General features: G+C 43.5%; 16 protein-coding genes. 3 read left to right on the forward strand and 13 right to left on the reverse strand.

What is annotated here, in order from left to right; translation table 11 throughout:
* Window positions 1-69: 69 nt before the first annotated feature.
* On the reverse strand, window positions 70-900 hold the full coding sequence (locus tag FGM00_RS10150; RefSeq protein ID WP_138852800.1) for an alpha/beta fold hydrolase: 831 nt from the start codon (window positions 898-900) through the stop codon (window positions 70-72).
* A gap of 278 nt (window positions 901-1,178) precedes the next feature.
* Between FGM00_RS10150 and FGM00_RS10155 the strand changes: the two genes are divergently transcribed.
* Together FGM00_RS10155 and FGM00_RS10160 are read left to right on the forward strand one after the other, a co-directional pair.
* Window positions 1,179-2,135, forward strand: coding sequence for a sugar phosphate isomerase/epimerase family protein (locus FGM00_RS10155; RefSeq protein WP_138852801.1), 957 nt, complete (start codon window positions 1,179-1,181; stop codon window positions 2,133-2,135).
* Between the two features lie 11 nt (window positions 2,136-2,146).
* A complete protein-coding gene (locus FGM00_RS10160; RefSeq protein ID WP_138852802.1) occupies window positions 2,147-2,512 on the forward strand; it encodes a TfoX/Sxy family protein in 366 nt (121 codons plus the stop codon).
* Window positions 2,513-3,449: 937 nt separating this feature from the next.
* Here the strand turns inward: FGM00_RS10160 and FGM00_RS10165 are convergent.
* A complete protein-coding gene (locus FGM00_RS10165) occupies window positions 3,450-4,502 on the reverse strand; it encodes an NAD(P)-dependent alcohol dehydrogenase (RefSeq protein ID WP_138852803.1) in 1,053 nt (350 codons plus the stop codon).
* Between the two features lie 299 nt (window positions 4,503-4,801).
* Here FGM00_RS10165 and FGM00_RS10170 point away from each other — a divergent pair, with 299 nt between their 5' ends.
* Window positions 4,802-5,467 (forward strand): haloacid dehalogenase type II, encoded by a 666-nt coding sequence (locus FGM00_RS10170; protein ID WP_138852804.1) that lies wholly within the window; start codon window positions 4,802-4,804, stop codon window positions 5,465-5,467.
* A gap of 28 nt (window positions 5,468-5,495) precedes the next feature.
* On the opposite strand, the gene FGM00_RS10175 is transcribed toward FGM00_RS10170, so the two are convergent.
* The 11 genes from FGM00_RS10175 to FGM00_RS10225 form a co-directional block, all read right to left on the reverse strand.
* Window positions 5,496-5,957 carry a hypothetical protein gene (locus FGM00_RS10175; protein WP_138852805.1) on the reverse strand — a complete coding sequence of 154 codons (462 nt, stop codon included), beginning with the start codon at window positions 5,955-5,957 and terminating at the stop codon, window positions 5,496-5,498.
* Window positions 5,958-6,008: 51 nt separating this feature from the next.
* Window positions 6,009-6,581 (reverse strand): TetR/AcrR family transcriptional regulator, encoded by a 573-nt coding sequence (locus FGM00_RS10180; RefSeq protein ID WP_138852806.1) that lies wholly within the window; start codon window positions 6,579-6,581, stop codon window positions 6,009-6,011.
* 156 nt (window positions 6,582-6,737) lie between these two features.
* A complete protein-coding gene (locus FGM00_RS10185; protein ID WP_138852807.1) occupies window positions 6,738-7,103 on the reverse strand; it encodes a DUF2200 domain-containing protein in 366 nt (121 codons plus the stop codon).
* A gap of 205 nt (window positions 7,104-7,308) precedes the next feature.
* Window positions 7,309-7,887 carry a hypothetical protein gene (locus FGM00_RS10190; RefSeq protein WP_138852808.1) on the reverse strand — a complete coding sequence of 193 codons (579 nt, stop codon included), beginning with the start codon at window positions 7,885-7,887 and terminating at the stop codon, window positions 7,309-7,311.
* Window positions 7,888-8,009: 122 nt separating this feature from the next.
* Window positions 8,010-8,816 carry an FAD binding domain-containing protein gene (locus FGM00_RS10195; RefSeq protein WP_138852809.1) on the reverse strand — a complete coding sequence of 269 codons (807 nt, stop codon included), beginning with the start codon at window positions 8,814-8,816 and terminating at the stop codon, window positions 8,010-8,012.
* 154 nt (window positions 8,817-8,970) lie between these two features.
* Window positions 8,971-11,331 (reverse strand): xanthine dehydrogenase family protein molybdopterin-binding subunit, encoded by a 2,361-nt coding sequence (locus FGM00_RS10200; protein WP_138852810.1) that lies wholly within the window; start codon window positions 11,329-11,331, stop codon window positions 8,971-8,973.
* 3 nt (window positions 11,332-11,334) lie between these two features.
* The gene (locus FGM00_RS10205; protein ID WP_138852811.1) at window positions 11,335-11,799 is read right to left on the reverse strand and encodes a (2Fe-2S)-binding protein; all 465 of its coding nucleotides are present in this window, start codon (window positions 11,797-11,799) and stop codon (window positions 11,335-11,337) included.
* Between the two features lie 173 nt (window positions 11,800-11,972).
* Window positions 11,973-13,151, reverse strand: a complete 1,179-nt coding sequence (locus FGM00_RS10210) for a vWA domain-containing protein (RefSeq protein WP_138852812.1) — start codon at window positions 13,149-13,151, stop codon at window positions 11,973-11,975.
* Window positions 13,152-13,297: 146 nt separating this feature from the next.
* Window positions 13,298-13,672, reverse strand: a complete 375-nt coding sequence (locus FGM00_RS10215) for a four helix bundle protein (RefSeq protein ID WP_317130275.1) — start codon at window positions 13,670-13,672, stop codon at window positions 13,298-13,300.
* Window positions 13,673-13,831: 159 nt separating this feature from the next.
* A complete protein-coding gene (locus FGM00_RS10220) occupies window positions 13,832-14,746 on the reverse strand; it encodes an AAA family ATPase (RefSeq protein ID WP_138852814.1) in 915 nt (304 codons plus the stop codon).
* 435 nt (window positions 14,747-15,181) lie between these two features.
* Complete coding sequence (locus FGM00_RS10225) at window positions 15,182-18,130, reverse strand: SdrD B-like domain-containing protein (protein ID WP_138852815.1); 2,949 nt, start codon at window positions 18,128-18,130, stop codon at window positions 15,182-15,184.
* Window positions 18,131-18,431: the final 301 nt, after the last annotated feature.

The following is an 18,431-nucleotide window of genomic DNA, read 5'->3' on the forward strand; positions in this document are numbered from 1 at the left end:
CCTTCTTTCAATAAAGTATTTCATTCAAAAATTTCCGTTCTTTTCCGAAAACAACCCTGCATACAAGATTTACTTTTTTAGAAAATCGATAAGGATTTTATTCAATTCTGCTGCGTGGGTAATGTTCAATCCGTGTGGCGCTCCCTTTATGATTTCAAAAGTATTGTCCGCTATGCCTGCCGCCGCCTGTTTTGCAGAAGTTTCAATCGGTACGGTCGCATCGGCATCGCCGTGTACGATTAAAGTAGGCACCGTCACATTTTTCAACTCAGGTCTGAAATCGGTATCCATCCATGCTTTTGCCGTCTCTACAGTAGCCCTGGGCGATGCAAAGGACGCGATGATAAAGTCGTAGTCTAACTGTGCCTCACTTACCTTGTCGGTATTGTCCTTATAATTATAGAATCCTTTATGAAACTCCTTTAAAAAGCCTACCCTATCGGATTCCAAGGCACTTTTGATATCGTCCAAATTCTTTTGGGGTACACCCTCGGGATTATCGGCCTTCTGCTTAACCAAGGGAATAATGGAACTGATCAAGGCCGCTTTTGCAATCCGGTCCGGGCCATAGTCGGTAAGATAGCGTACAACCTCGCCGCCACCCATTGAAAAGCCGACAATTACGGCATCCTTCAAATCCAGATTCTCTATAATGGCATTCAAATCGCTGGCTAGAGCGGAGTAATCGTAATCGCCCCAAGGCGAAGACGACGTACCAAAGCCACGCCTGTCGTAGGAAATACAACGAAATCCCGCCTCAACGATTTTCCAAACCTGTTGTTCCCAGGTTTTTCGGCTCAAGGGCCAACCATGAATCAAAATAACGGGTTGTCCGCTTCCATGATCCTCATAAAAAATATCAACTTGTTCTTTTGCTTTATCGTTTGTAATAAATGGCATATCTCTGTTTTTTAAATTTACTGGAATATAGTGTATCGTATCGGTTACGCTTGACGCATTTAAAGCGAATAGTTGCGGTATTGCCACGTATTTCCAGAACTGATTGAAAATCATCATATTCATTCGATTCTGAATTTTTGACCATCAGAAAATGGGTTTTTCCTCGACGACTCCGGACGGTAGTTTTGGTAAACACATAATGAAACAAAGGTTCTAAGGTCCTTACTTTTGCGAATGAAGAAGAAAAGCTTAATTTAAACCACAAATATGAACATATTATGGCTACCAGAAGAGCTTTTGTAAAGAAAACCGCTTTGGGAGCGGCGGCCTTAACGCTACCTATCATTCCTAGTTTGGGCAAGAGTCCATTTCAAAACGACCTTTTTATGAACCAACCGAAGATATCACTGGCCCAATGGTCATTGAACAAGGCCTTTTTTAGCGGCGAATTAGATGCGAGAGATTTCGCCAGTATCGCTAAAAATTCGTATGGAATTACAGCCATAGAGTATGTCAACCAGTTTTACGAGGAGGAGGCCAAGAACGAGAAATTCTGGCTCGAAATGGCCCGACTTGCTTCCGATAACGGGGTAGAAAGTCTGATCATGATGGTCGATGAAAAAGAAAAGCTGGGCGATAGTAGTGCGGCAAAACGAAAAAAAGCGGTTGAAGACCATTATAAATGGGTAAATGCAGCCAAACTGTTGGGATGCCATTCGGTTCGTGTAAATGCTTTCGGAGATGGCGAACCTGAAGCACTAAAAAGTGCCCTAGTGGATGGATTGGGTAGCTTAACGGAATATGCCGCAAAGGAAAATATACATGTGCTTCTCGAAAATCACGGTCTACATACTTCGAACGCGGCCTATATGGTCGATATCATCAAAGCGGTAAATAATCCTTTTCTGGGAACCTTGCCCGATTTTGGAAACTGGTGCACTAGCGCCGAATGGGGCGGCACCAAAGAAAGCCAAAATTGTACGAACATCTACGACCCGGCGAAAGGATTGACCGAGTGGCTGCCCTACGCGAAGGGCGTAAGCGCCAAAAGCTATGAGTTTAATGAAGACGGTAACGATACCGTCATCGATTACCCAAAGCTTTTAGGGATTGTAAAAAATACTGGCTTTGATGGATATATCGGTATCGAATATGAAGGGGAAGGACTATCTGCCTCAGAAGGTATTGTAGCGACTAAGGCATTAATAGAGCGTACCTGGGCAGCATTGGACTAAAGCAAATTACCATGGCATATGATGAATTTTTAGCGGATAGAATTCGACGCAGCTTAAAAGAAAAAGCCATTACCGCGGAAGAAAAGAAAATGATGGGCGGGCTCTGTTTTATGGTCGATGGTAAGATGTGTCTCGGTCTTGATACGGATAAAAAAACGGATACTGCCCGATTAATGTGCAGGATTGGGGAAGGGCAATACGAAGACGCGTTGAGAAAAGCGCATTGCACCCCAATGGATTTTACGGGCCGCGTGATGAAAGGCTATGTTTTTGTCACTGAAAAAGGATTGGATTCCGATTCCGATTTAAACTATTGGATTCAGCGCTGCCTGGACTTTAATCCCTCGGCAAAAAGTAGTAAGAGAAAATCCAAATGATTTCTAGTACCTTTTTTTAGACCTGTAGGTAAAGCTTGAACGAACAATCTCCAAAATAAGGGATTGGAATACTCTTTTGGAAATCCGAAACTCATAACAGAACTCCCATACTGACGAAAATTTGAAGGAAAATATGTTAAAAATAAATGAGTATTGTATTATTTTTCCTACTCACTGCAATATTCCCCAAATTCTTTCGTTCATTCTTCTCATATTGGTTAACCAATCGATTAAATACCACTTTAATCGATAAAGTGTAAAACCATCACATAATTGTTTCGTAGGTAACTATATAAAGTCATTTTAGGAATTAGTTTTAAACCAACCCAAATCTATGATCTATTTAGCACTACTACTTTGTCTTTGCTTTGTTTCGATTTTAATTGTGAAATGTTACCTCGCGCACAGAAAGCTGCAATCGGGTTTAAAGTCGAAATCAACCGATATGAGCCGCAAATAATAGCTTAAATTAAATTTACTCATCTGGCATTTTTATTATCGCCAAAGTAAAAGGCTCAGCGCTTCCTATACTCACAGTATTGCATTTGCAGGCAGCTACGACTATAATATCTTTTCCAAGATTCCATTCGTGGTATCAACTGCTTTTCCTAGGAATACCTCATCCGTTTTATCCTTTTCCATAGCAGCATCTTTACATGAGCAGCTGTAACACCGAATCGTTCGTCAAATTTTCTGAAGTTTTGGGGCCTTGACCAACGGAAAGTCGGGCTGTATTTTATACTAAACCATTCGTATCAAGGCATCATCTTTGCTGCCGGCAAGTATAAGAATAGGACCCCACTCACCATCTATATTAGTATAAATCGGCCCGTAAAACCTAGTAATTATTGCCGATGACACAGCACGAAGCAATCGCAACTGAAAAAGGCCGTCCAAGCGTATTCGCGGACGGCCTCTTCTACGCTAATTGTAAAAATCAACTCTCTTTTAAAGACTTCATATCTATTACAAAACGGTATTTGACATCCGATTTTTGAAGACGGTCGTAGGCCGTATTGATATCCTGCATCTTAATTAATTCAATTTCAGATACGACATCATGCTCGCCACAGAAATCGAGCATTTCTTGGGTTTCTTTGATACCCCCGATGAGCGAACCGGCCATCTTTTTCCTACCCATGATAAGATTGCTCCCGTTGACCGCCTTAAGTGGCTCCACCGCACCGACCAAGACCATAGTGGCGTCTCTTTTCAATAATTGCAGATAGGGATTTGCATCGTGCCCTACGGGAATGGTATTCAATAAAAAATCGAATGTTCCCCGATGCTTTTTCATCTGATCCTCTTCCTTGCTGATAATCACCTCATCGGCACCCAATTTTTCGGCATCCTCACTTTTGCCAGGTGAGGTAGTGATCATCACTACATTGGCACCCATGGCATTGGCAAATTTAATACCCATGTGTCCGAGCCCACCTAATCCTATTACGCCGACCTTATCCCCTTCCTTAACTCCCCAATGCGCTAAAGGCGAGTAGGTAGTAATACCGGCACAAAGTAGAGGTGCGGCCGCCTCAGGCTTTAGATTACCAGGAACTGTTAATACGAATTGCTCATCTACGACCACGCTCTCGGAGTAACCGCCAAACGTGTGTCCGCCAAGATGTTTGTCCGGGCTATTATAGGTAAAGGTTGCACCTTTCTCGCAAAACTGCTCCATATCATCCTTACAGGCACTGCATTCATGACAGGAATCTACCATACATCCTACACCCACCATATCACCTTCTTTAAAGTTGGAGACTTTATCTCCCACTTCCAACACCTTCCCGATAATCTCATGACCGGGAACGACCGGATATTTCGAATTCTTCCAATCGTTTTGAACTTGGTGTAAATCGCTATGGCAAACACCACAGAAAAGAATATCTATTTTGACATCGGTGTCTTTAAGTGCTCTTCTTTCAATCTCAAAAGGTTTTAAATCGGCACCGCTTTCTTTAGCCGAATAGGCTTTTATCTTCGTCATTTTTCGCTTGTTTTAATTTGGAATAAATTTAGTTGTAATTAGCGCCAAAACTTACCTCTAAAGCAATTATAGTTGACACATTCTAGGGAACATGAAAGTCAACAGCTAATTGGAGTGTATTGATACGAAATTGTTTCTCACCAAGAGTACCATCGGAGTTTGCTTTTTGTTTCCGTTTTTTTTTACTGGGGAAAGCATTGTTATGGATTATTAGTTTACTGATCAAAATAGCTATCAGAACTTTTCTGCAGCTTCAATATAACCTGTATATTGCTTATCAATCAAAAATCAATAGTATTTTGAAACAGACCCTTGCCTTTGATGTTTATGGCACACTGATTGACACCTCAGGAGTCCTTCAAACATTGGAAGATTGTATCGGTTCGGAAGCCCCATCTTTTATGAAAGCATGGCGAAACAAACAACTCGAGTACTCTTTTCGCAGGGGATTAATGCATACCTTCGTCGATTTTTCGGTGGTGACCCGAGAGGCTTTGGAGTACTGCTGTTTGCTTTTAAGACAACCCTTAAATTCTAATCAAATTGAACGTTTGATGGATGCCTACAAGGTGCTTCCGGCCTTCGAGGATGTGGCAGCCGGGTTACAAGGGCTACCTTCGAAAAATTTCGAAAAATATGCGTTTTCCAATGGGAGCGCCACAGCAGTTTCCAGACTCTTGGAAAACGCCAATATTACAACGCTTTTTGATGGCGTGGTGAGTGTTGAAAAAATCAAGATGTTTAAACCAAGCCCTATCGTTTACCAACATTTCAATGATAGTACCGATTCCATTAAAGATAATACCTGGTTGATTTCCGGAAATACGTTTGATGTTATGGGCGCCATTTCTTACGGAATGAAGGGAGTTTGGGTACGGCGGTCGGCCGACGCCGTTTTCGACCCATGGGGTATTACACCAACAGCGATCATTTCAAATTTGGAAGAGCTAAAGCATATTCTTTAGTCTCTAGCTCGTCTCGATATGAGATTCATTATCTATGAGGTCTTGCTGCAGGTATCCATAACGGTCCGACTGCCAGAACGAGAACTATCATATTAAAAAAAGCATTCGAGGCATTACTTGATGCGATAGACCCTGCGCTATCCAAAACGAACCACGAAAGCAATCCGATAAGCACACTTCTTCTCACGAATTCCGGGGTTTTGTCATAGACCCATACCGATAGACACCAAATCATAACGCCCCAACCAAAGAGGAAACCCCCGGTGAGCGCGGATAAAAACCGTGTGGTAGGCGCGTTATAGTCTTGTTTGTAGTCCAAAGGCCAGCTCAACAAATCCAAAGTCCATCGCGCGGGTTCGGAAGTGTCCATCATCGTACCTAAAAAAAATACCGGTCCAAATGAACCTACGATGATCGCGGTCACTTTCAGGTAGGATTTATAAAATTTTTCGGTTCGATATACCGGCGGGTTTTTCTTGTGTTCACTCATGTCCTTCCATTTTAAATGCAAGGCAATACTACGTGAACAAATCGCAATAATTTAGACGGTCCCGTCTAATGAAGCTACAGATTTCGTGTTTTTAAACTGTTTTACGAGGGTCCGTATGTTGTCAAAATATCCGTTTAGCCAAGCAGTATTGAGCGTCTCGTCTGTGATTTGAAGAAAGAAGTTTTCCAGTGTCAATTGAAGTACCAGCCGTGCCAAATATGAATTTTCCTGAAGCCCTATAATATGTTGCCAAACCGGCAAAATTGATGGGACCGAGAACTGCGTGATTTTTGTAAAATAGGTTTCGAATTCTTTATTTTCCCGATGTATTCGTAGCTGTCTATTAAATAATAAGTCTAATTTGTGTGCCACTATGATTTCGACCAGTTCTTTTTGGCCCGGGCATTCCGATTCTTTTTGGGCCAGAATTCTCGCTTGTTCCAAATGATGATTTAACAAGACATTGGTAAACACTTCCAAATCTGCGAACAGATGGTAAAATGAGGACTTATTTTTGCCGACCAGCTTTGCCAAGCGCTCAATTTTTAGGCCTGTAGGCCCTTCATAGGCAAAGATGCTATAACCGTGCGACACCCATGCCTTCGTTAAATCCGATGTTTTCATTGTAATGCTGTTGATTGTACTACGAAAGTGATTTTTAAACCGATACACGCTGCTATTTATCCCTTGCCCATATCGGATATTCAGTGCCTATTGAAAATGTAATCCGGCATCAAACCCAAATCGAATCATTTCGGCAAAACTAATGCGAAATTGCGTTTATGATCCACGTAAAATCTTTTCCATCTTTCGGCCTTGCGCTAACTCGTCAACTAACTTGTCCATGTACCTTGCTTCTCGAGTCAAACGAGTCTCGATTTCCTCAATGCGATACCCGCAGATAACGCCTTTGATAAGGTGGGCATCCGGATTTAACTTTGCTTGTGTAAAGAAAGTTTCAAAGGTTACCTTCTCTTCGATAAGATGTTGTAATTTTTCTGAGTCAAAACCGGTAAGCCACTCGATAACTTGATGCAGCTCTTCCTTCGTTCTCCCCTTTTTTTCGATTTTTGTGACATAGTGCGGATAGACCGATGCGAACGTCAGTTTTGCGATTCGCGCATCATGTTCGGGTGTTGTTGTCATGGTGTATGCTTTAGTGTGTGACTTAAAAATACATAGTCAGGGGCGAAAAGATTGACTTCGTATTGCCTTTTTGGGACCGGTAAAGGTCTAACATCTATAATGTTCCAAAGAGGATGTCGTCTTTGGGATGTTCTCTCCAGTTCGACTATTATGCTTTTGACCGAGTATCAAAGCCCAACAAGCTCTTATCATTTATTCTGCCTTTTTAGGTAAGTGAATCCGTAAGATACACAAGTCCGAACATCCAGCCGACATAAAGAATAGTATATCCGAGCGCATACATTGCCGAAACTCCCCATATACCTTTAGTATCTACTGATTTATTGAAAACAAATTTTAAGGCCCGAAAGAAAACCCAGTACAGCATCGCCAAGATAATAAAAACCGACAGCCAAAGTACGGCCTCAAAAAGTACCAAAAGTATGGCGAGGAATATGGTAATCCCGATCCATAAAAGTATTGATACTAATAGCCCACCGATTCCATCTCCAACAGTAATATCAGGCGCAGTTGGTATATTCCCTGATTCGAATAGGGGCGTTTTAGCCTTGTAATTTTCAATTTTAGGAAAATCATCTAAAAGTCCAACACCTTGATAAAGTCCATAGGTCATAAATAAAAAAAGAGCTATGGAAATTATTCCCGTCGACAGATAGAAATTTTCGGTTAAAGTCCGATGATAATTTACTCCTGTGAGATAAATCGTTAAAATTGTAAGCCCAATTACGATTAGAGATACACTAAAAACAGATTTCCCTTTTAAATATGTTTGTTTGGCTTTCAATATTTTTCAGACTATAACGCTAAAGTCATTGAGAAATTTTACAGATTATAGGCGCGAGCTTTTCTGATAAACGATTAAGCCAATGCTTTTGCATTTTAAATCACACCGACACAAAGCTGACATCAGGCCTCCAAAGCCTTTTTGACCATCACCTTTGCCAAATGCGCACGGTATTCTTCATCGGCGAAATGGTCGCTCATCAGTTCGCCTTCCATACCATCGACAGCATGCTTCGCAGCATCGGAATTGCCCGTATAGGCATCTTCAACGGCCGTGGCCCGATAGGGCGTTCCTGCTACGCCTGTAATCCCAACTTTGACGCTATCACCTTCCTTGACCGCAGCTACGCCCACAACGGCGAAACGGGAAGCGGACTGAAAGAATTTTTGATAGTTACCATCCGCTACTTTCGGGAAGCGAATCGCTGTTATGATTTCATCCTCGGCCAGGGCCGTGGTGAAAATACCCAGAAAGAATTCGGTTGCGGGAATGGTTCTGCTTCCGTTTTTTCCCTCCACTTCGATTTTTGCGTCACAAGCCAAAACCACCGCGGGATAATCGGCGGCCGGGTCGGCATGCGCCAGACTGCCACCGAGTGTCCCCCGGTTACGCACTTGTATATCACCAATGTGTTTTGCTGTTTGGGCCAAAATGCTTAACTCGGCGTTCACCAAATCGGAACCGATGATCGCCGCGTGGGTACAATTCGCACCGATGACGATTTCATCACCCTCCTCCGTTATGGAGTTCATTCCTGAAATGCCGCTGATATCGATCAATACCTCCGGCCGACTCAATCGCAATTTCATAGCGGGAATCAAACTATGTCCGCCGGATAAAATTTTCGCTTCATCGCCATGTTTTTCGAGCAAATCAATGGCCTCACTGACGGAAGTCGCCTTTATATATTCAAATTTTGCTGGTATCATTTTTTGTAGTGTATTTAATTTTATTGTTCTCTTACGAGTACTATTTTAGTTTTTAAGAACCACTTATTTTAGATAGCTAATCGCTAATCGCTGTACGCAAATTACTTTATGCCGAGCGCTTTTGCATAAAGCGTATGGCGATAAGCGCTTGGCGCTAGTTCTGCATCGCCTTCCATACACGCATTGGTGTTACGGGCATCTGGATATCGGTTACACCCAAATGCGCCAAGGCATCTACCACGGCGTTCACCACGGCGGGTGTAGAACCAATGGCTCCTGCTTCCCCTGCTCCTTTTACGCCTAGCGGATTATGTGGACAAGGCGTTGTGGTCCTATCGGTTTCTATCATGGGAAAGTCATCCGCCCGGGGCATGGCATAATCCATATACGAACCGGTTACCATCTGACCTTCTCCATCGTAAACCACCTCTTCCAATAAGGCCTGACCAACGCCCTGCACTACGCCACCATGAATTTGACCGTCTACAATCATAGGGTTCATAACATTACCGACATCATCGCAAGCGACAAAACGTTTCAACGTTACTTTTCCGGTATCAGAATCTACTTCAACTACTGCGATATGGGTACCAAAGGGGTACGTAAAATTGGTCGGGTCATAGAAGCTTGAGAAATCCAATCCCGGCTCTACCCCTTCAGGATAATCGTGAGGTACATAGGCCGTTAAGGAAACATCTCCGAAAGAAATGGATTTATCGGTTCCCTTTACCGTCCATTTGCCTTCGGCATATTCCAAGTCTTCCTCAGCGGCTTCCAATTTATGAGCGGCGATTTTGGCTCCTTTTTCCAAAACTTTTTCGACACTTTTAATGATTGCGCTTCCGCCCACGGCCAAACTTCGTGAACCATAGGTACCCATTCCGAAAGCGACTTGGTCTGTATCGCCATGTACAATGTCCACATCATCCATAGGAATGCCCAATTTATCTGCGACGAATTGCGCGAATACCGTTTCATGACCCTGTCCATGCGAGTGTGCTCCCGTAAAAACAGATACCTTTCCTGTCGGTTGTACGCGCACATGACCTACTTCATAAAGTCCAGCACGAGCCCCTAATGAACCAACTACTGCAGAGGGTGCGATACCACAACCCTCTATATAGGTCGATAATCCCACCCCTAATAATTTTCCGTTCTTGCGGGCTTCGGCCTGTTCTTTTCTAAAGTCCTCATAACCCAACATTTCGAGTCCGCGTTTTAAAACACCATGATAATTACCACTATCGTATTGAAGGGCCACTTGCGTCTGATATCCGGGTTCTGAAGTTCCGTTGAACGGAGGAATAAAGTTTTTGTAGCGCAGCTCGGCAGGATCTATTTCCATTTCCTTGGCTGCTTTGGAAATCATACGTTCCAATAAGTAGGTGGCCTCCGGTCGTCCAGCACCGCGATAAGCGTCGACCGCAACGGTATGCGTAAATGGCGCTACCACATTTAAGTGAATTAAAGGAGTCGTATAAACACCCTGAAAGAGCGTACCGTGTAAATAGGTTGGAACCGCCGGTGCAAAGGTTGACAGGTACGCGCCCATAGCACAATATTCATCGGTAAGGTGCGCCACTATTTTACCGTCTTTATCGAAACCCATTTTAGAATGAACGATATGGTCACGACCGTGGGCGTCGGTCAAAAAGGCTTCCGTTCTGTCGGATGTCCATTTTATCGGCCTTCCGATTTCCTTGGATGCCCAAGTCAGGAGCGCCTCTTCGGTGTAGTGATAAATTTTACTGCCGAATCCGCCGCCAACATCATAGGAAACGACTCGAACCTTATGCTCGGGAATGCCCAAGGCGAAAGCACAAAGCAATAGACGAACCAAATGCGGATTCTGGGTACTTGTATATAAAGTCCATTTATCGGCATTCACATCATAATCGGCGATATAGCTTCGGGGTTCTATGGCATTCGGTGCCACGCGATGGTTTTTATAGGTCATTTCAGTGACATGATGCGCCGATGTCAGAGCCGCCTCTACCTCTGCCCTATCGTTCCCGATGCACCAATCGAAAGCAGCATTGTCTTCCCATTGGTCATGCACTTTGGGGGCACCGGGTTCCATTGCCTTTTTGGGGCAGGTGACCGCTGGCAAGGCCTCGTATTTCACGTTCACCAATTCGGCCGCATCACGGGCCTGCTCCAAAGTCTCAGCGATCACAATGGCCACGGCCTCACCCAAATGATTGATCTTATCTTTCGCCAGCAACGGATGCATAGGTTCCCGCATGGTTTCACCATCCTTAAAATCTACCTGCCATCCGCAGGGCACTCCAAAAGTACCGCAGTCATCACTGCCGGTGTAGATGGCTACCACGCCCTCTGCATTTTGGGCCGCAGAAGTATCGACGCTTAGAATCTTAGCATGTGCATACGGACTCCGAACAAAGGCGGAATGTGTCATGCCATGCAGTTTGATGTCGTCGGTATATTTTCCGGCTCCTTTTAGAAACCGATTGTCCTCTCTTCTCTTTACAGGTTTTCCGATATATGTTTCCATAGCTTATGCGTTTATTTTTTCAGCGGCATGCTGTATCGATTTGACAATATTGTGATAGCCCGTGCATCTGCAAAAATTGCCTTCGAGGCCGTGCCTGATTTCTTCTTCGGTAGGGTTTGGATTGTTTTTGAGGATGTCGGCAGCGGTCATTACCATTCCGGGCGTACAAAAGCCACATTGCAAACCATGGTTTTCCTTGAACGCTTCCTGAATGGGATGCATCCCACTACCATGGGCCATGCCTTCGATGGTTTTGATTTCGCAACCATCTACTTGAACGGCTAGCAGTGTACAAGCCTTTGCGGAGGCTCCGTCTACATGAACCGTACACGAACCACAACCACTTGTATCGCAGCCGATGTGGGTGCCTGTCAAGTTTAATGTTTCCCTTAAGTATTGCGCCAGGCTTATTCTTGGCTCAATATCATGGCTGTATTCCTTGCCATTGACTTTTATTGAAATTTGCATATATCATACGATTTAAGGTGTTTCACAAAAATTGGAAAAGCGACTTTTATAGAACTTGAAAAGTCTGTCTATCAAGATAAAAAGAAGAGTTGATATTTTAGCTAATTTCTTTATGAATTTTTAATCAATCCATGATATTTTGGCAATAATTATGCGTATCGCATAAAATAAGACTAAATGAATTGCCTTTTCAACAGGTTTCGTTTGGTGCGAAGTTGTACTAAAACCTGCTTCAGGCTTTCCAAGTTATGTGCGGATGCCAAGACATCGATATATGGAAGTGCCGTTTTCATTCCGATAACTTCCGGGGAGAAATCCGCGCTTCCCGCCAAGGGATTCAACCAAATGACCTTCTTTGATTTTTTGTGAATCGCCTTCATGGCTTCTTTCATAACTGCGGGTTCGCCGGTATCCCATCCATCGGATAGCATCAAAACGATTGTTTTCTTATCCAACATGCCATGACCAAAATTTTGGGTAAAGTCATGAAGGCATGATCCAATGGTCGTTCCGCCGGACCAATGCGGTACACGTTCCGAAATCATTTGGAAAGCCTGGTCGAATTCATTGTTGTTCAATAACTCACTCACTTGGTGTAGCGCCGTACTAAATACAAAGGTTTCGATTTTATCGTAGGCATTCTGAAAGGCGTAAATCAGGTGAATAAAAAAGCGACTGTATAAGTCCATCGAGCGACTGACATCGCAGAGGAGTACCAATTTCAGTTTGCGGTCTTTCTTTTTGGTAAAAACGAGTTGTTGTATTTCACCTCCTTTTCGCATGTTAGTACGAATGGTTTGCTTCACGTCCAATTGTTGCCTTTTTTTGGATTTTTTACGTAGCCTACTTTTTTGATGCGCCAGCTGGCGGGCCATTTTTTGAAGAACACGCATCATCAGGCGCACCTCATCTTCGCTTAGGTCTAAAAAGTCTTTTTTGGTTAAGCTCTCTACGTCGTTAAAGGCCGCTACTTCCTTTTCCTCCTCCGATGTTTTTAGGTTCAACCAGTCTTTTAACGCCTCGAATTGGGCCTGTTTGCTTTTTTTTTCAGGTTTTTGCTTTTCTTCGGGAAGTTCTTTGACTTTAGAATCCGCTGCTTTTTTGAGCTGTTCTTTAAACTCATGATAATACTCGTCAAACTTGATGTGCTGCAACCGACTTTTGGTCAAAACGGATTTTAATGCCTCACGGAAATAGTCTTCGGAATGAATTGGCAAAAAAGAAAGGGCGGTTAGGGCATCAGCCTCTTCCGTAGCGGTGATATTGAAGCTTTTCTTTCTCAAAAACCGACATAGCAAAACTATATTTCCTGAAAGTTCGGTTTGATGTGCAAGGCCTGAAGTGTGAAGCATGAAGCTCGAAGTTTAGTGTCTGGTGATATTTCGAAGATCGAAGCGTGAAGTTTCGTGTTTGTCGCCAGGTTAAAAGATGAAAGCATGAAGCTCTAGATTTATGAGAAGGTCGAGATTGGAACCAATAACCTCAAAATTTAGTAAACTTATATCTTTTTTCTGAAAGCTATCATCATATTCATCAGATTGAATGCTTCATCATATTTGAGGTCAAACTCTGTTTCGGTCATATATTTTCTATTTCTTGCCTTATATAAACAAGACACTACTTCAGCTAAAGAGCGAATGGAGTACCCTATAAATTTTCTAAATTCTGGTTTGGACTGAACAATCGAACCTTCTGAGATATTTAATGCAATCGAGTCAGCTGCGCGCCGGATTTGAGAGGATAGGTTATACATTTCCTTCTTAGGAAAACGTTCCAAAACCCTATCCATTTCTTCACCAAGGACCATGGCTTTTTGCCAAATGACAAGGTTTTCAAACTTGAATTTCTTCTTAAGCTTTATATTACTTCTAATTTAAAAACTTCTTTCCCTCAATTTCAACTTCAACTTCAACTTCAAACTCCGCGCTCCCAACTTCAAACTTCGAGCTTCCTGCTTCATGCCTCATGCTTCAAACTCCACGCTTCGAGCTTCCTGCTTCAAACTTCGAGCTTCCGACTTCCGACCCCCTTTTCACCCAATCCGAGAAGTAACCCCGGTTCGTTCCAACAACTCGGACAGCGAATCTTGTGTATGGCGCATATCTTGCCAATCCTTCAAAACCACGCCCAAAGTATCTTCGACTATTTGTTTGTCCAAATGTGTCAAATGCATGCCGGCCAGAGCACGGGCCCAATCGATAGTTTCAGAAATACCAGGGGTTTTTTCGAGTTTCATCTCCCGCAGTTCCTTCATAAAAGCACATATTTGCATTCCCAGTTTACCGTCCATCTCAGGTACTTTTGCCTTTAGTATCGCCAATTCCTTTTCGAAAGTGGGGTAATCGATCCAGAGGTAGAGGCATCGTCTTCGTAAGGCTTCCGACAGTTCCCTTGTTCGGTTTCCCGTCAAAATAATTTGAGGTTTGCTCGTCGCTTTGATGGTTCCGATTTCAGGGATGGTTACCTGCCAGTCGGAAAGTACTTCCAACAGAAAACTTTCAAATTCCTCATCTGCCCTATCGATTTCATCAATGAGTAATACCACTTTTTCAAGATGAGTTATGGCATTTAAAACCGGTCGCTTTAGGAGAAATTTATCCGAGAAAATTGTTTCTTCGAGGGCCTTTACATCGCGTCCTCTGCTTTCTTGCATTTTTAGATAAAGTAATTGATGCTGATAATTCCATTCGTATAAAGCGTGTGTACTATCTAAACCTTCATAGCACTGCAACCGGATCAATTCGGTTCTCAGGGCCTGCGCCATGACCTTCGCAATTTCTGTCTTCCCGACTCCTGCTGGACCTTCAACCAATAGGGGTTTTTCTAGTTTCATTGCCAAAAAAATGGACATGGCTATGGCCCCATCATCGATATAGCCTTGCTCTTGAAGCATCTCTTTGATTTGTGACAATTCTTGGTCTCCGGTAGACAAGCTTGTGTTTTTCATATAATATACATTGGTCCAAAAAGTTTAAGATACCGAAATTCGGGTGTGATGGCAAATTAGGATTTTAGTTGCAATGTGTTTGAAACACAAAGGACGCCAAGGTTTCGCAAGAGTTGACCAAAGTTTCATTTACAAATGCGCGATCACTTACAAATGGCTTTCGATAGCAGCGAACCATGTATTCGTAGCGCTCTTTGCGCATTTTCTTCGCGTACTTAGCGATTAAGTTATGGTCTGATTCTTAATCGATGAATTTCCCTGGCATCTCTTTTACCCCGCATAAACGTGAGGAACCCTTAATATGCTAAAAGTATGAATATGTAGGATTCTCCACGAAGAACAAATTCATGGCCTTCATAGCAAATGAATCAGCGAATCGAATAAAAAAAGCCCCACCTTTCGGCGGGGCTTTCTCACTATTTTGAATAGTTTGGATTATTTTATGCTAATCTGTTTGCTATCCGTCCATAAGTCACTTTCAACTTTGATGATATAATGACCCGTGGCCATGGTACCTAGTTGATAGTAAACTTTCGCCTTTCCTTGCTCGACATCAAAAGTCTGGGTACTGCCTACCTGTCGTCCATCGAAATTATAAAGGCTCACACGAACGGTTTCTTTTCTTGAAACCAGTTCTGGCGTTTTACCGGTGGTATTAAGCGCCGTCTTGCTTGCCAATGTGTTGATCGATCCACTCTTGGTGCTTACCTCTAAGGTGAGCTCACCGCCCGCCGTTGCAGGAACGGGATAAACAGCATCGATACTGAATATATCGCTTATTCTGGTTCCGTTATCACCACATCCTTCATCAGGGAAGTTTAAGGTAAATACGGTCGTTCCCGTGCATCCTGTAGGTGACACCCAAGAGATTTTATAGTCCCCAAAGTCTTCCAACTTCAGATCTAGCTTTTCTGCTCTTTGATTCCCGGGCCAAATCGGTAGATTATCCTGAACGATTACCGCTCCGTGGGGCAATTCATAGGTGAAGCTCCAGTCCGAATAGTCCTCTGCCAGGCCATCGTTTAAGTTAGCGATATCAGCGTACATCCATAGATACAGATCATCCCCGATACAGGCTGCAGTTTCGTACCCTGGCACATAAACACCGGGTTGATCACGTGGTAAAATCTTGAACGCTGGCTTGATGCCACATTCATCCTTCACATTTACCGTTACGGAATCCTCGTCGATACAACCCAAGGCATTTACCACGGTTACCGAATAGGTAGTCGTAACTTCGGGAGCGACAACAATAGAAGTAGACGTCTCTCCGGTCGACCATATGATACTATCCGATGCATCCGCACCGGTTACGGTCAAGGTAGTGCTGTCACCAAACGTGATATTCACATCAGGACCCGCATCGATATTTACCGATGGCACGACTACCGTGAACGCAACTTCCTCGGAACAATCCAGAGTGGAACTATCGGAAACCACAACCGTATATATCGTAGTAGCGGTCGGTGCTACCTGAATGGAAGCCGTAGTTTCGCCAGTGCTCCATAGATAGGAATCACCCCCTGTTGCCACCAAGGTGGACACTTCACCCGCACAAATTTCATCGTCGCCATCTACGGCTGGATCAATGGTACACAATTGTACCAATCCCGCATCGATTGTCGGATTGTCGGTATCAGTAATGATAAAGTTGACCGTACGTCCGTTTTCATCAGCATCGGAATCCAACGTATCATTAGCCGCATTGGCCTCCGTAAAGCCAAAGCCTACTGGAACATTATCGAATACGACATAATACTCTCCGGGACAAACCTCAAATGAATAGGCGCCTCCGTTTGTGGTTTCCGTACTATTTAGAAGTGATTCATCCGAACCATATAGGGTAACGCTTATTCCGTCTACACCGAGCTCGTCTTCATCTTGAAGTCCATTGTTATTGGTATCTTCCCAAACAAAGTCACCAATGCTCAGTTTTTCGGAAAGCGTGACCGTCACCTCATCGGTAGCTTCACAGCCATTGCAGGTGGTTACGGTAACCGTATACGTTCCTGAAGTAGATACTTCTATCGTTTCTTGGTTTGCGTTGCCGACAATATTTCCATCTGTAGTACTCCAAACAAAAGAAACTTCATCGACTTCTTGGGTTTCACATACGCCCAAAGGAATATTAACATCACCCCTTGAGTAGTAACCGTCTCCACCGCTCAGGTCAAACCAACCCGAAGCGCCAAATCCGCTTCTTTCGACATCGGCTCCAATTCCTATTTGAAAGGATGGGCCCATTTCCGTTGCATAAAAGGTACCGTGATTTTGAGATACAATAGTACCTTCTTGAGTCGGATAATATATAAAATCGGATATTTCTTGATCTGCTTCACAACTATGTGTTTTGGGGCTGTTGGCCGGTGCTACATCAGTGCGACCACTGTACAACATATTTACCTCAATCACGTCGATTCCGTTAGAGGCCGTCGCCGTGTAGCGGGCCGTACCGTCATCAAAGGTTTCAAAATTTTGGGAGGATGCCTGAAATTTTCGTTCGGCGGTGTTTCCGTTGGAAACGAACAAATACACTTCTTCAGAAGTACCACTACATTTAGCGGTATCTAAAACGGTGTACGTACAACCGGTGGCACACGGTACATTACCCATTTGGCTCGCCGTAAGTTCAACATTTTCCGTAACACACTCCTCTATATCTTCACCAGCATCTACGGTTAGGTCGCAATCAATAATCGGTGTAAGGGTTCCGAACCATTCGGTACACTCTCCAAAGCTACCGCCTGTCCAAGCCCCAAAGCCAAATTGTCCTGGCTGTAGGCCTGCACCGTCGGCTAAAATATAGTGCTGTTCACTTTTTTTAACCTCAATTGAAAGAACAGCCCCGTCTACAAGTATTGTTCCGCTGAAGCCCCTATAGAAAGACCTCAAATCAGCAATGCCATCTAAATAGCACTGTTTGTTCCAAGTATTGCCTTGGTCGTTATAGTCGAACAAAGCGATGTTCACTTGGCCTATTCTGCCAATTTCGTCAATGACCGTACCGGTTATCGTGGCGGTTTGGTCCGCGTACTCGTTCAATAGCAAGTCCGCTCCGGCACGCCAGATGTAGTGGGCGTTTTCTTGACAGGACTGTTTTTGAAAAATAACCCCTGATCCCGGAGTCGGGAAACAACCTCCTTCGGTACTGGCATCGGTGATCCGAAAGGACCTGACCAATGCAGGAGTATCGAAATTCGGGATATTGACCGAAACAGGATCGGTATTCGATTCAGAATGTAATGTGTTGCCACCTTCCGCGGCTTGCAGGTGCGCCGGGATGCAGAAGCAAATCAAAATGATCAACACCGGTATCAAGGAACCTATTCTCCGTAGGAAGAGGGTTGTTCCCGTTTTTGGTGTGCAAAGTAGTTTTGTACTCATAGTTTAGGGTTTATGGTTAGCAATGAACCTATTCCTAAAGACAAAAACCACGTTTGGAAAATTAAAGGCGAACTCAAGATAATATGTATTACAAATAAGCTCTCCTCTGAGGAACCATCGAAGCGTAGTTTCAAGTCAATAAGTAGGTTCGTTCGATTTATTGCTAACAAATAAACAATAAGAAAAAACAGGTTTTTGAGAAGTTCGGTGAACTGCACGAACTATTAGTCGTAGCTAACGCGTGAAGAGATAAATCGGCAAAATATGTATTTTATCGATTGCTAAATTATTGATAATCAAA

It is taken from the genome of Aggregatimonas sangjinii, assembly GCF_005943945.1.
In the GTDB taxonomy this organism is placed as follows: Bacteria; Bacteroidota; Bacteroidia; order Flavobacteriales; family Flavobacteriaceae; genus Pelagihabitans; species Pelagihabitans sangjinii.

Bases quoted from the DNA above. Each gene is read 5' to 3' on its own strand.
- FGM00_RS10150 (WP_138852800.1), bottom strand. From the start codon at position 900: ATGCCATTTATTACAAACGATAAAGCAAAAGAACAAGTTGATATTTTT.
- FGM00_RS10155 (WP_138852801.1), top strand. From the start codon at position 1,179: ATGGCTACCAGAAGAGCTTTTGTAAAGAAAACCGCTTTGGGAGCGGCG.
- FGM00_RS10160 (WP_138852802.1), top strand. From the start codon at position 2,147: ATGGCATATGATGAATTTTTAGCGGATAGAATTCGACGCAGCTTAAAA.
- FGM00_RS10165 (WP_138852803.1), bottom strand. From the start codon at position 4,502: ATGACGAAGATAAAAGCCTATTCGGCTAAAGAAAGCGGTGCCGATTTA.
- FGM00_RS10175 (WP_138852805.1), bottom strand. From the start codon at position 5,957: ATGAGTGAACACAAGAAAAACCCGCCGGTATATCGAACCGAAAAATTT.
- FGM00_RS10180 (WP_138852806.1), bottom strand. From the start codon at position 6,581: ATGAAAACATCGGATTTAACGAAGGCATGGGTGTCGCACGGTTATAGC.
- FGM00_RS10185 (WP_138852807.1), bottom strand. From the start codon at position 7,103: ATGACAACAACACCCGAACATGATGCGCGAATCGCAAAACTGACGTTC.
- FGM00_RS10195 (WP_138852809.1), bottom strand. From the start codon at position 8,816: ATGATACCAGCAAAATTTGAATATATAAAGGCGACTTCCGTCAGTGAG.
- FGM00_RS10200 (WP_138852810.1), bottom strand. From the start codon at position 11,331: ATGGAAACATATATCGGAAAACCTGTAAAGAGAAGAGAGGACAATCGG.
- FGM00_RS10205 (WP_138852811.1), bottom strand. From the start codon at position 11,799: ATGCAAATTTCAATAAAAGTCAATGGCAAGGAATACAGCCATGATATT.
- FGM00_RS10210 (WP_138852812.1), bottom strand. From the start codon at position 13,151: ATGCTTCACACTTCAGGCCTTGCACATCAAACCGAACTTTCAGGAAAT.
- FGM00_RS10220 (WP_138852814.1), bottom strand. From the start codon at position 14,746: ATGAAAAACACAAGCTTGTCTACCGGAGACCAAGAATTGTCACAAATC.
- FGM00_RS10225 (WP_138852815.1), bottom strand. From the start codon at position 18,130: ATGAGTACAAAACTACTTTGCACACCAAAAACGGGAACAACCCTCTTC.